The sequence below is a fragment of the Aeromicrobium sp. Sec7.5 genome, assembly GCF_036867135.1.
In the GTDB taxonomy this organism is placed as follows: domain Bacteria; phylum Actinomycetota; class Actinomycetes; order Propionibacteriales; family Nocardioidaceae; genus Aeromicrobium.
Genome location: NZ_JBAJIJ010000001.1, coordinates 829,835 through 842,179 on the forward strand (window position 1 = coordinate 829,835; position 12,345 = coordinate 842,179).

At 71.7% G+C, this 12,345-nt stretch carries 11 protein-coding genes; 9 read left to right on the forward strand and 2 right to left on the reverse strand.

Annotated elements, in window-relative coordinates:
- Nucleotides 1–11: 11 nt before the first annotated feature.
- Nucleotides 12–419, forward strand: a complete 408-nt coding sequence (gene ndk, locus V6S66_RS04200) for a nucleoside-diphosphate kinase (RefSeq protein WP_334205505.1) — start codon at nt 12–14, stop codon at nt 417–419.
- 126 nt (nt 420–545) lie between these two features.
- Here the strand turns inward: ndk and V6S66_RS04205 are convergent, their stop codons facing one another.
- Nucleotides 546–1,187 carry a hypothetical protein gene (locus tag V6S66_RS04205; RefSeq protein WP_334205506.1) on the reverse strand — a complete coding sequence of 214 codons (642 nt, stop codon included), beginning with the start codon at nt 1,185–1,187 and terminating at the stop codon, nt 546–548.
- A gap of 55 nt (nt 1,188–1,242) precedes the next feature.
- Between V6S66_RS04205 and V6S66_RS04210 the strand changes: the two genes are divergently transcribed.
- Entirely contained in the window at nt 1,243–3,171 is a 1,929-nt protein-coding gene (locus tag V6S66_RS04210; RefSeq protein ID WP_334205507.1) for a TIGR03960 family B12-binding radical SAM protein, read from the forward strand.
- Nucleotide 3,172: 1 nt separating this feature from the next.
- A complete protein-coding gene (locus V6S66_RS04215; RefSeq protein WP_334205508.1) occupies nt 3,173–3,640 on the forward strand; it encodes a hypothetical protein in 468 nt (155 codons plus the stop codon).
- Here V6S66_RS04215 and V6S66_RS04220 read toward each other — a convergent pair.
- A complete protein-coding gene (locus tag V6S66_RS04220) occupies nt 3,637–4,851 on the reverse strand; it encodes an MFS transporter (RefSeq protein WP_334205509.1) in 1,215 nt (404 codons plus the stop codon). The genes V6S66_RS04215 and V6S66_RS04220 overlap by 4 nt on opposite strands.
- Before the next feature lie 45 nt (nt 4,852–4,896).
- Between V6S66_RS04220 and V6S66_RS04225 the strand changes: the two genes are divergently transcribed.
- The 6 genes from V6S66_RS04225 (at nt 4,897) to proB (ending at nt 12,321) form a co-directional block, all read left to right on the forward strand.
- Nucleotides 4,897–5,607 (forward strand): TIGR03936 family radical SAM-associated protein, encoded by a 711-nt coding sequence (locus V6S66_RS04225; RefSeq protein ID WP_334205510.1) that lies wholly within the window; start codon nt 4,897–4,899, stop codon nt 5,605–5,607.
- A 310-nt stretch (nt 5,608–5,917) separates the two neighbouring features.
- A complete protein-coding gene (locus tag V6S66_RS04230) occupies nt 5,918–8,791 on the forward strand; it encodes an Rne/Rng family ribonuclease (RefSeq protein ID WP_334205511.1) in 2,874 nt (957 codons plus the stop codon).
- A 109-nt stretch (nt 8,792–8,900) separates the two neighbouring features.
- Complete coding sequence (gene rplU, locus V6S66_RS04235; RefSeq protein WP_334207221.1) at nt 8,901–9,206, forward strand: 50S ribosomal protein L21; 306 nt, start codon at nt 8,901–8,903, stop codon at nt 9,204–9,206.
- 12 nt (nt 9,207–9,218) lie between these two features.
- Nucleotides 9,219–9,476, forward strand: a complete 258-nt coding sequence (gene rpmA / locus V6S66_RS04240) for a 50S ribosomal protein L27 (RefSeq protein WP_334205512.1) — start codon at nt 9,219–9,221, stop codon at nt 9,474–9,476.
- A 116-nt stretch (nt 9,477–9,592) separates the two neighbouring features.
- On the forward strand, nt 9,593–11,227 hold the full coding sequence (gene obgE / locus V6S66_RS04245) for a GTPase ObgE (RefSeq protein WP_334205513.1): 1,635 nt from the start codon (nt 9,593–9,595) through the stop codon (nt 11,225–11,227).
- Nucleotides 11,224–12,321 carry a glutamate 5-kinase gene (gene proB / locus V6S66_RS04250; RefSeq protein ID WP_334205514.1) on the forward strand — a complete coding sequence of 366 codons (1,098 nt, stop codon included), beginning with the start codon at nt 11,224–11,226 and terminating at the stop codon, nt 12,319–12,321. The genes obgE and proB overlap by 4 nt, the downstream gene beginning before the upstream one ends.
- The last annotated feature ends 24 nt before the right edge of the window (nt 12,322–12,345 follow it).

Below are 12,345 nucleotides of genomic sequence, written 5' to 3' on the forward strand. Positions count from 1 at the left end.
ACGTTACGGACATGCCTCAGCGAACGCTCGTCCTCATCAAGCCCGACGCCGTCCGCCGCGGACTCGTGGGCGAGATCCTCGGTCGGTACGAGACCAAGGGACTCACGATCGTCGCGATGGAGCACCGCGCGATCGATGCCGAGATGGCCGACGCCCACTACGCCGAGCACGTCGAGCAGCCGTGGTACCCGCCGCTGCGCGAGTTCGCGGTCTCAGGTCCGCTCGTCTCGCTCGTGCTCGAGGGCGAGGAGGCCATCGCGGTGGTCCGTCTGCTCAACGGCAAGACCGACGGCCGCGTCGCCGACCCGGGCACGATCCGGGGCGACCTGTCGCTCTCGAACCGCGAGAACCTCGTGCACGCGTCCGACTCCGAGGAGTCGGCCGCGCGCGAGATCGCGCTCTGGTTCCCCCAGCTCTGACCCTGACGTCGGGTCACGTCGACCCGCATGCCGGGTAGATGTGGACACCTCAGCACGTCACACAGCCGGAGACGGGTGCGAAGGTGACCACATCTGGTCGAGGCAGCCCTCGACCCGGCGGGCCGGTCAGTCCAGCGGTGGGGCAGCGATGGAACCGAGCACCGCGTGGTACTTGCCGCGCACGTCGTCGGGCAGCCACACGACGTCGTGGTCCTTGGCGCCCAGGACCACGTCGCCCTCCAGGCTGACCCAGTCGAGCGCCTGTCGCGGGGAGTCGCGGAGGGCCTTCTCGGTGTGCTCGGGCTCGAGCTCGACGAGCGTGACGCGCACGCGCATCTCGGCGTCGTTGGCGTTGGCGACGCCGATGCCCCAGAAGTCCTCGGCGTTCGCGGTCGCCTTCTTGTTGAGGTCGACCATCACGGTCGTGGGCTCGGTGTCGAGGCCGGCGACCTCGATCTCGGCGAGGTCGACGACCTCGGTGTCGACGAAGCGTACGGAGCGGCAGCCGGGCCCCTCGAAGCGCAGCACGTCCTTGGTGACGGAGTTCGACGGCACGACGACCTGCCCGCGCGTGAGGCCCTGCAACGAGGTCACGGTGACGAGCGGGAGCTCGCGTCCGTAGAAGTCGAGGGGGCGAAAACGCAGGACCGGGACGAGGTCGGAGTCGGTGCTGTTGGTCATCGTCAGCACCTGGTCGAGGCCCCCGTCGGCCGACTTCGCCTCGTACCGCACGGTCAGGGGTCGAGGCTTCTTCGTGAACAGGCCCATGGCACGACTCTAGACACCTGCAGCGGGCTGGTCGGACGGCGTTAGGCTGGAACCCATGTCCGTCGAGTCGTTGTTCCCGCGCCTGGAACCGGTGCTGCCGCAGGTCAGCAAGCCCATCCAGTACGTCGGCGGTGAGCTCAACGCCACCCTGAAGGACTGGGACTCCGTCACGGTCCGGTGGGCGTTGATGTATCCCGACGCCTACGAGGTCGGTCTGCCCAACCAGGGCGTCCAGATCCTCTACGAGATCCTCAACGAGCAGGACTGGGTGCTGGCCGAGCGCACCTACGCGGTCTTCCCCGACATGGAGCAGGTCATGCGGGACCACGACATCCCGCAGTTCACGGTCGACGGCCACCGTCCCGTCAAGGCCTTCGACCTGCTCGGCGTCTCGTTCTCGACCGAGCTCGGCTACACCAACCTGCTCACGGCGCTCGACCTCGCCGGCATCCCGCTGCATGCGGTCGACCGCACCGATGACGACCCGATCGTGCTGGTCGGCGGGCACGCCTCCTTCAACCCCGAGCCGGTCGCCGACTTCATCGACGCCGCGGTGCTCGGCGACGGCGAGGAGATCGTCCTCAAGATCAGCGACATCGTGCGCGAGTTCCGCGAGGAGGGCTCGCCCGGCGGACGGCACGAGCTGCTGCGCCGCCTGGCTGCCACCGGCGGCATTTACGTCCCGCAGTTCTACGAGGTCGACTACGACGCCGAGGGCTTCATCGAGGCCATCGTCGTGAACGAGCCCTCCGCTCCCGAGCGCGTCGCCAAGCACACGCTGATGGACCTCGACTCGTGGCCGTACCCCAAGACGCCCCTGGTGCCCCTCGCCGAGACGGTGCACGAGCGCTACAGCGTCGAGATCTTCCGCGGCTGCACCCGCGGCTGCCGCTTCTGCCAGGCCGGCATGATCACGCGTCCCGTGCGTGAGCGTTCGCTGCAGAGCATCGGCGAGATGGTCGACAACGGCCTCGAGAAGTCGGGCCTCGACGAGGTCGGCCTGCTGAGCCTCTCCAGCGCCGACCACTCCGAGATCGGCGAGCTCGCCACGCAGCTCGCCGACCGCTACGAGGGCACCAACACGTCGCTGTCGCTGCCGTCGACCCGGGTCGACGCGTTCAACATCTCGCTCGCCAACGAGTTCAGCCGCAACGGCCGTCGCTCCGGCCTGACGTTCGCGCCCGAGGGCGGCAGCGAGCGCCTGCGCCGCGTGATCAACAAGATGGTGTCCGAGGAGGACCTCATCCGTACGGTCTCCGCGGCGTACTCGCACGGATGGCGGCAGGTGAAGCTCTACTTCATGTGCGGATTGCCCACCGAGACCGACGAGGACGTCCTGCAGATCGGTGAGCTCGCCAAGCGGGTCATCGACACCGGCCGCGAGGCCTCGGGCCGCAAGGACATCCGCTGCACCGTCTCGATCGGCGGCTTCGTGCCCAAGCCGCACACGCCGTTCCAGTGGGCGGCGCAGCTCGACCACGAGACGACCGACGAGCGACTGCGCAAGCTCCGGGCCTCGGTCCAGTCCGACAAGAAGTACGGCAAGGCCATCGGGTTCCGCTACCACGACGGCAAGCCCGGCATCGTCGAGGGACTCCTGTCGCGCGGCGACCGGCGCGTCGGCAAGGTCATCGAGGCCGTGTGGCGCGACGGCGGCCGGTTCGACGGCTGGAGCGAGCACTTCTCCTACGACCGCTGGGCCACGATGGCCGAGCAGGCGCTGGCCGACGAGCCGGTCGACCTCGCCTGGTACACGACCCGCGAGCGGGGCGCCGACGAGATCCTGCCGTGGGACCACCTCGACTCCGGCCTCGACAAGGACTGGCTCTGGGAGGACTGGCAGGACGCCCTCGCCGACGACCCGGTCGAGGTCGAGGACTGCCGCTGGACCCCGTGCTTCGACTGCGGCGTGTGCCCCGAGCTGGATCTCTCGATCCAGATGGGACCCACGGGCCAGACCCTCCTGCCGTTGAGCGTGGTCTGACGTGAGCACCACCGGACCCGTGGCGATCGACCGCCCGGAGCCCCGGAGTCTGGGCGCCGCCGTGGCCTTCAGCGTGCTGGCCGGGCTGGCCTCCTCGGTCCCGATCGGCCGTGCCTCCCGCCGGACGAACCGTCGCGTCGCGGCCGTCTCGGCCGTGGCGGTGGGCGCCGCCGCAGCGGGGCTCACCGCCGGCGCGGCATCGGCCGAGCGTGACGCCGCGGCCGACGGGTCCGCCGCGCCGCCCACGGTCCGCCAGGCCGTCGGCCCGGCGCTGGCCGGGGTCCTGGCCGGAGGGGGCATGTTCGGCGTCGTCGTGGCTTCCGTCGCGATCGATCGACGTCTCGAGGCCGTGCTCGTGAAGCGGGGCGTCCAGCGGCCCCGTCTCGCGCTCGGGATCGCCTCGGGCGTCGTGTCGTTCGCGGCCGACCGGCTCGACAGCCGGGTCACCGCCTCGGCCCGCGAGCGCTAGGAGCGCTCGAGCTCGTCCTCGAGGAGACGGTCGCGCGCCACGAGCATGCCCACCGGTCCGAGCAGGAGTGCTGCGACCATCAGCACCGTGACGGGGACGTCCCACGATCCGGTGAGGTCGTGCAGCAAGCCGGTGCCGAACGGTCCGAGGCCGGCGACGAGGTAGCCGACCGACTGGGCGAACGCCGACAGTCCGGCGGTCCCTGCAGCCGACTCGGTGCGACGGCCCAGCATCGTGAGGACCCAGGTGAAGGCACAGCCGCCGAGCCCCAGCAGCGCGGCCCACAGGAACGGGGCGGCGGCGGGTGCCAGCAGGACGCCGAGCCAGCCGGACGCCGTGACGAGCGCGAAGACCCAGGGCAGCACGGGGCGATCGCCCGTGCGCCGGATCAGGGTCGGCAGCAGGAGCGTGATCGGGATCCCCACGGCGGGGATGAGCCCCTGGGCGAGCCCGGCCGTCCCGGAGTCCAGGCCCGCGTCGACCAGGATCGCCGGGAACCAGCCGAACTGCGCGTAGGCCTGGCCCGACTGCAGGCCGAAGAACAAGGCGCAGGACCACGCCAGGGGGCTCCGTGCCAGGCGCAGCAGGGTCGGGCCACGCGGGCGGTCGATCCGTCCGGCCCGGCCCTCGCGCAGGGCGAGGGGAAGCCAGGGCAGGAGGGCCGCCAGGGCGAGGACGGCCCAGGCGCCCAGTCCGGTGCGCCAGTCACCGAACGTGTCGGCGATCGGCACCGTGAGCACCGAGCCGAGGGTCGCGCCCCCCATGAGCGCGGCGCCGTAGAGCGAGCTGATCTGCGGCACGCGGTCGGGGAAGTGCTCCTTGGCCAGGGCCGGGAGCAGCACGTTGCCGAGGGCGCAGCCCGCCAGCGACACCACCGTGAGTGCCAGGAACGGGACGGGAGCGTCGACGAGAGGGCGGAGCGCCAGTCCGGCCCCGGTGACGACGAGCAGGGCGGCCGCCGTCCGGTCGAGACCGAGCCTGCCCACGACCCGCCCCGTCGTCGCGCCGAACACCGCGAAGCACAGCACGGGCAGCGTGGTCAGGACCCCGGCGACCGTGGCGCTCATCCCGAGATCGGCCCGCAGCGGAACGAGCACGACCCCGACGCTGCCGACGGCGACGCGCAGGTTGAGGGCGAGCAGCACGATGGCCACACCGACGAGCCACGCGGACCCCGGTCGCGTCGCCGGGGGGAGGGGCGCGCGGGTCACCGCGCCAGTCTGGGCCCGGGCCCCGCCTCGGCTAGCCTCGGGTGGGTGAGCACCACCCTGGAGGGCACGCCGAACCCCGAGGCGCCGAACCCGCAGCTGCCGATCGTGCAGAAGCTGCGGGTCCGCTACGCCAAGCGCGGCCGGCTGCGGTTCACGAGCCACCGCGACTTCGGGCGGGCTTTCGAGCGGGCGGTGCGCCGGGCCAAGGTGCCGATCGGCTACTCGTCGGGATTCAGCCCGCACCCGAAGATCTCCTATGCCAATGCCGCGCCCACCGGGGCTGCCAGCGAGGCCGAGTTCCTCGAGATCGGCCTGACGCGGGAGTGCGACCCCGAGGCGGTCCGCGCGGGTCTCGACTCCGCGCTTCCCCCCGGACTCGACATCGTGGCCGTCGTGCCGGCGACCCCCGGCACCTTCGCCGATCGGCTCGAGGCGTCGCTGTGGAGCATCGACCTGCCGGGATCCACCGGGCTCGAGGAGGCCGCAGCCGCCTTCCTGGCTGCTGCCGAGGTGGCCGTGGAGCGCATGACCAAGCGAGGCCTGCGTGACATCGACGTGCGCGGTGCCGTCGGGTCGCTGGTCGTGGACGGTGCGCGGGTCGAGGTCGTCGTGCGGAGCATGATCCCGACGGTGCGGCCGGACGACGTCGTCGGAGCCCTGCGGAAGTTCGGAGCCGAGGTGCCGGGTGCCGCGATCTCGACGCGGGTCGAGCAGGGCCCGCTCGTCGACGGGGTCGTGGTCGACCCCCTCGTCTGACCCGCTCGACCACCGATGTGTGGGTGACGTCCGGGTGACCGTGAGGTGTCTGTGCGATACTGACCACAGTCGTTCCTGCGTCACTGACGCTGTTCGACCGGACAGAACGCAGGACCACCATCGTGGTGGGACCCGCCTCGACCGCGACGCACCCACCAGGTGTCGACCGCGGCGGCGCACCCCAGCACCCTGAGGGCCCTGGCCGCCGTCCCCGACCACCCGGTCGGAACCGCCCCAGACTTCGAGCCCGCGTGTCGGGCCGTGACACTCCTCGAAACCGCCCGCGGGTGGCCGAGGTGAAGGAGAGCAGATGCTCGACGAGGACTCGACCCCCACCAGCACCCCCGAGCAGGGTGGGTCCACCACCTCGAGCTCGCGGCCGCGTCGGCGCGCCGCCGCTCGCCCCGCCGGGCCGCCGGCCCCCGTGGCAGGCGATCTCTTCGCCACACCGGGAACGACGACGCCCGAGGCTTCGGCGCCCGCCGCGGACTCCACGCCGGAGGCCGTCGAGGTCCCCAAGGCCGGCGGCACGCGCACCTCGAGCCGCGCCAAGCAGTCGGGCGGGCGACGGACCCGGAAGGTTCCGCCGCCGCCGCCCGAGGCCGCCGCGGAACCGACGCCCGACGAGGTCGACGACGAGGTCGAGCTCGATGACGACCTCACCGACGAGCTGACCGAGGCCGCCGCCACGATCGCCGACGCCGCCGACGACGAGGACGACGACGGCGAGACCAGCGACGGCAGCGATGCCGGCGAGGTCGTGGTGCCCGGTATCGGAGGTCTGCTGTTCCAGGCGCCGCAGCCGGTCAAGGCCCCGGCCCGTCGGCAGGCCCAGGCGAAGGTCCACGCCGACGACGACGAGGGCGACGACGCCGAGCCGGACACCGGTGGCAACCGTGGCCGCAGCGGACGTGACGGGCAGTCCGGCCGCGCCGAGGACACCTCGGACTCCGACGACGACACCGACTCCGACGACGACTCCGACGACGAGGACGGCGGCGCCGCCAAGCGCCGTCGCCGCAGCCGCGGCGGACGTCGCCGTCGCAAGTCGGGCGGGGGCCAGCAGAGTTCCGACGACGAGTCCTCGGACGACAACGACGCGGACAACGAGGCCGACCAGGCCGACGAGGGCGACTCCGACGACAACGGAGGCTCGGGCACGACCCGTCGCCGCCGCAGCCGTCGCCGCGCGAGCGACGGCTCGGGCGGGGGCACCTCGACCGACGATCCCGAGAACACCGTCGTCCGGGTCCGCGAGGGCCGCACCGCCGAGGACGAGATCACCGGCGTCACCGGATCGACCCGTCTGGAGGCCAAGAAGCAGCGTCGCCGCGAGGGCCGCGAGGCCGGTCGTCGTCGCGCTCCCATCGTCAGCGAGTCCGAGTTCCTCGCCCGTCGTGAGGCCGTCGACCGCCAGATGATCGTGCGCCAGCACACCGGGTCCGGTGCCGGCTCGGCCGCTTCCACCGACACCTACACGCAGATCGCGGTGCTCGAGGACAAGGTCCTCGTGGAGCACTACGTGGCCCGTGAGTCGCAGACGTCGCTGATCGGCAACGTCTACCTCGGCAAGGTGCAGAACGTCCTGCCGAGCATGGAGGCCGCCTTCGTCGACATCGGTGCCGGCCGCAACGCCGTGATCTACGCCGGTGAGGTCGACTGGTCGACCCTCGGCAACGGCAAGGCCCGCAAGATCGAGGATGCGCTGACGCCCGGCCAGACCGTGCTCGTGCAGGTCTCGAAGGACCCCGTCGGCCAGAAGGGCGCCCGGCTCACGAGCCAGATCAGCCTCCCGGGCCGGTTCCTGGTGTTCGTGCCGGGCGGTCAGAACAACGGCATCTCGCGCAAGCTGCCGGACACCGAGCGCGCCCGCCTCAAGACCCTCCTCAAGGAGGTCCTGCCGGAGGACGCGGGCGTCATCGTCCGCACCGCCGCCGAGGGCGCCACCGAGGACCAGCTGACCCGCGACGTGACCTCGCTGAAGGCCCGCTGGGACGACATCGAGCGCAAGGTCGCGGCCGGCCGGGCCCCCGAGCTGCTCTACGCCGAGCCCGACCTGGTCATCAAGGTCGTCCGCGACCTCTTCAACGAGGACTTCTCGTCGCTCGTGGTCGAGGGCCGTGAGGCCTGGGACAACATCTCGAGCTACGTCGGCCACGTCGCCCACGACCTCGCGGACCGCCTCACGCTGTGGGAGCCGTCCGACGAGACCGCGGCGGACGTCTTCGCCGAGTACCGGGTCGACGAGCAGATCCTCAAGGCGCTCGACCGCAAGGTCTGGCTGCCGTCGGGCGGATCGCTGGTCATCGACCGCACGGAGGCCATGACGGTCGTCGACGTCAACACGGGCAAGTTCACGGGCTCCGGGGGCAACCTCGAGGAGACCGTCACCAAGAACAACCTCGAGGCGGCCGAGGAGATCGTCCGCCAGCTCCGCCTCCGCGACATCGGCGGCATCATCGTGATCGACTTCATCGACATGGTGCTGGAGTCCAACCGCGACCTCGTCCTGCGCCGCCTGGTCGAGTGCCTCGGCCGCGACCGCACGCGCCACCAGGTGGCCGAGGTCACCTCACTGGGTCTGGTGCAGATGACGCGCAAGCGCATCGGCACCGGTCTCCTGGAGTCCTTCAGCACCGACTGCGATCACTGCAAGGGCCGGGGCGTGCAGCTGCACGCCGAGCCGGTGGAGCCGCGCAAGGACGACGGACGTCGTCGCGGCGGACGCGGTGGCCGTGGCGGGGCCGGCCAGAACGGTGGCGGCCAGAACAGCGGCAGCCAGAACGGTGGCGGCCAGAACGGTGGCGGCCAGCCGAAGAACGGCGGCAACGGCTCCGGCGGTCAGTCCGGTGGCGACAGCGCCACGGCTGACGACGCGAAGGACACGGCCACGCCCGACGACGCGAGCGCGGGGGGCAGCACCCGCAAGAGCGGCGGCCGAGGCGGCCGAGGTCGCCAGCAGCCCGCCCAGGACGCCGATCCGGTCGCCGACGAGGCGTCCGCCGACGCGCTCGCAGCGGTCGACGCACCGACGTCCGACGTCGCGGCCCCCGAGGCACTCGCCCCGGAGAGCGACGAGACGCCCGCCCCGCCGGCTCCTGAGCCCGCGTCGGACCCGGGTGTGACCGAGCCGGCGGCGTCCGACGACGCCCCCGTTTTGACCGAGGAGGGTCAGGCTCCGTAGACTTGACCGTCGGTGTGCACACGGATCGTTCGTGACGCGCCCCTCTGATTCGGATGCGCCGTCCGCGCGCATCAGTCCCGCAAGGCTTTCGACGAAGGAATTCCCCGTGGTGTACGCAATCGTGCGCAGTGGCGCCGGCCAGCAGAAGGTGGCCGTCGGCGACGTCATCGAGATCGACCAGGTGGCCTCGGCCGCCGGCGAGTCCCTCTCGCTCCCCGCCGTCCTCCTGGTCGACGGCGACGCCGTCACGACCGACGCTGCCAAGCTGGCCAAGGTCAGCGTGACGGCCGAGGTGCTCGGCGGCACCAAGGGCAAGAAGATCATCATCCAGAAGTACAAGAACAAGACCGGCTACAAGAAGCGCCAGGGGCACCGTCAGAAGTACACCCAGGTCAAGATCACCGGAATCAAGTAGAGGACCTGACACATGGCTCACAAGAAGGGCGCGGCGTCCACCAAGAACGGCCGCGACTCCAATGCCCAGCGACTCGGCGTCAAGCGCTTCGGTGGTCAGGAGGTGAACGCCGGCGAGATCATCGTCCGCCAGCGTGGCACCCACTTCCACCCCGGCACGAACGTCGGCCGCGGTGGCGACGACACCCTGTTCGCACTCTCGGCCGGTGCCGTGGAGTTCGGGACCAAGCGCGGCCGCAAGGTCGTCAACATCGTCCCGTCGCCGGTCTGATCCGGCGCTGACACAGAGCTTCCCGCAGACTGTGCTCCCAGCAGGGGGGCGGGCCGCCACGCGCGGACCGTCCTCCTGCTGTTCTTTTTTCCCACGTATGACACCGAGGAGGTGACATGGCGATCCCCAGCTTCATCGACCGCGTGACGCTGCAGGTCTCAGGCGGATCAGGTGGCCATGGTGTCGCCTCGGTCCACCGTGAGAAGTTCAAGCCCCTCGGGGGCCCCGACGGCGGCAACGGCGGCCACGGCGGTGACGTGATCCTCCGGGTCGCGGCCGATGTCACGACCTTGATCGACTACCACCACGAGCCCAAGCGGGCCGGTGGCAAGGGCATGCCGGGTGCGGGCTCCAACCGCAGCGGCCCCAACGGCGACGACCTGGTCCTCGCCGTGCCGGACGGCACCGTCGTGCGTGACGCCGCCACGGGCGAGCAGCTCGCCGACCTGATCGGGGTCGGCACCGAGGTCGTCATCGCGGCCGGCGGCCGCGGCGGCCTGGGCAACGCCGCCCTCGCCTCCTCCAAGCGCAAGGCCCCCGGCTTCGCGCTCAAGGGCGAGCCCGGCGACGAGCTCGTCGTCACCCTCGAGCTCAAGGTGGTGGCCGACATCGGCCTCGTGGGCTTCCCGAGTGCCGGCAAGTCCAGCCTCATCGCCGCCCTGTCGCGCGCGCGCCCGAAGATCGCCGACTACCCGTTCACGACGCTCGTGCCGAACCTGGGCGTGGTCACGGCGGGTCAGACGACCTTCACCGTGGCCGACGTGCCCGGCCTGATCGAGGGTGCCAGCGAGGGCAAGGGCCTCGGCCACGACTTCCTGCGTCACATCGAGCGCTGCGCCGCCCTGGTGCACGTCATCGACTGCGCCACGGTCGAGCCCGGCCGCGACCCGCTGACCGACCTCGACATCATCGAGAACGAGCTGGCGCGCTACGCCGAGGCCACCGAGACCGACCTCCTGGACCGTCCGCGGCTCGTCGCACTCAACAAGACCGACGTCCCGGACGCCGCGGACATCGCCGAGTTCGTCCGCGCCGACCTGGTCGCCCGCGGTCTGCGGGTCTTCGACGTCTCCGCCGCCAGCCACGCAGGCCTGCGCGAGCTGAGCTTCGCGATGGCCGACATCGTCACGTCGCGCCGCGACGCCGCGCCGGACGCGCCGCCCACCCGCATCGTGCTGCGTCCGCGGGCCGAGGCCGGCGTCGACGCCGAGTTCACGGTCGTTCGCAAGGGTCCCGAGGACGCCCCCCAGTGGGTCGTCCGCGGCGACAAGCCCAAGCGGTGGGTGCGGCAGACCGACTTCACCAACGACGAGGCCGTCGGATTCCTCGCCGACCGGCTCAACCGGCTCGGCATCGAGGACCGCCTCCTCAAGCTCGGCGCGCAGGCCGGCGACGACGTCATCATCGGCGGCACCGGCCCCGAGGACGACGGAGCGGTGGTCTTCGACTTCGATCCGCAGACCCCCGTCGGCGCCGAGGTTCTCGGGCCGCGCGGCGGAGACCTGCGGTTCGACGAGAACGACCGACGCACCAACCGGCAGCGGCGCGACGACCTGGCGGCCAAGCGGGCCGCCGAGGCCGCGGCGCGTGAGGTGCGCACCGCCCAGCCCGATCAGGACTACTTCGAGTTCTACGACCTCGACGGCGACGCCGACGCGGCCCGCCCCGAGGCGGCTGCCGACCCTGCGTCGTCCGACGAGGACGTCGTCACCGACCGGGCCGGCGAGACCGAGGAGACCGACGCTCGATGAGCCGCGTGGTCGTCAAGATCGGCTCGTCGTCCCTGACGACGCCGGGCGGTCACATCGACCCTGATCGGCTCGAGAGCCTGGTCGACGCGATCGCGGCGTCCCGGCACCGCGGCGACGACGTCGTCCTGGTCAGCTCCGGTGCGATCGCCGCCGGCCTCGGACCGCTCGGTCTGCCCGAACGGCCGCAGGACCTCGCCACCCAGCAGGCCGCGGCCAGCGTGGGGCAGGGTGCGCTGATGGCCGAGTACTCCAGCCGTTTCGCCGTGCGTGGCCTCACGGTCGGCCAGGTCCTGCTCACGGTCGACGACGTCACGCGCCGCAGCCACTACCGCAACGCGCACCAGACGTTCGCCAAGCTGCTGGAGCTCGGCATCGTGCCGGTGGTCAACGAGAACGACACCGTCGCCACCAGCGAGATCCGCTTCGGCGACAACGACCGGCTGGCGGCGCTCGTGGCCCACCTGGTGCACGCCGACCTCCTCGTGCTGCTGTCGGACGTCGACGGGCTGCACACGGCGCATCCGTCCGAGCCCGACTCCCGCCTGATCCCGGCGGTGGCGGGTGAGTCTGACCTCGCCGGGGTCGACATCGCCCGGGTCGGGTCGGCCGTCGGCACCGGCGGCATGGTCACGAAGGTCGAGGCGGCGCGCATCGCCACGGCCGCGGGCATCCCGGTCGTGCTGACGCGGGCGGATCGCGCCCGTGAGGCGCTCGAGGGCGTCGCGGTGGGCACCCGGTTCGCCTCGACCGGCAAGCGCCGGTCCTCGCGGCTGCTCTGGCTGGCCCACGCGAGCCAGACCAAGGGGTCGGTCGTGCTCGATGCCGGCGCCGTCCGTGCGCTGACCGAGCGCGGCGCCTCGCTGCTCGCCGCCGGCGTCACGGGGGTCACCGGCGAGTTCGCTGCGGGTGACCCGGTGGACCTGGTCGATGCGGGTGGCACCGTCGTGGCCCGGGGACTCGTGAACTTCGACAGTGCTGAGCTTCCGAGCCTCCTCGGCCGGTCGACCGCCGAGCTCGTGGCCGACCTCGGGACCGACTACGACCGCGAGGTCGTGCACCGTGACGACCTCATGATCCTCGGACCGTCCCGCTGACCGCGGACTACCGCGTCATTTCGC

Coding starts and splice junctions, on each gene's coding strand:
- ndk (WP_334205505.1), top strand. CDS start 12: ATGCCTCAGCGAACGCTCGTCCTCATCAAGCCCGACGCCGTCCGCCGC.
- V6S66_RS04205 (WP_334205506.1), bottom strand. CDS start 1,187: ATGGGCCTGTTCACGAAGAAGCCTCGACCCCTGACCGTGCGGTACGAG.
- obgE (WP_334205513.1), top strand. CDS start 9,593: ATGGCGATCCCCAGCTTCATCGACCGCGTGACGCTGCAGGTCTCAGGC.
- proB (WP_334205514.1), top strand. CDS start 11,224: ATGAGCCGCGTGGTCGTCAAGATCGGCTCGTCGTCCCTGACGACGCCG.
- rpmA (WP_334205512.1), top strand. CDS start 9,219: ATGGCTCACAAGAAGGGCGCGGCGTCCACCAAGAACGGCCGCGACTCC.
- V6S66_RS04210 (WP_334205507.1), top strand. CDS start 1,243: ATGTCCGTCGAGTCGTTGTTCCCGCGCCTGGAACCGGTGCTGCCGCAG.
- V6S66_RS04230 (WP_334205511.1), top strand. CDS start 5,918: ATGCTCGACGAGGACTCGACCCCCACCAGCACCCCCGAGCAGGGTGGG.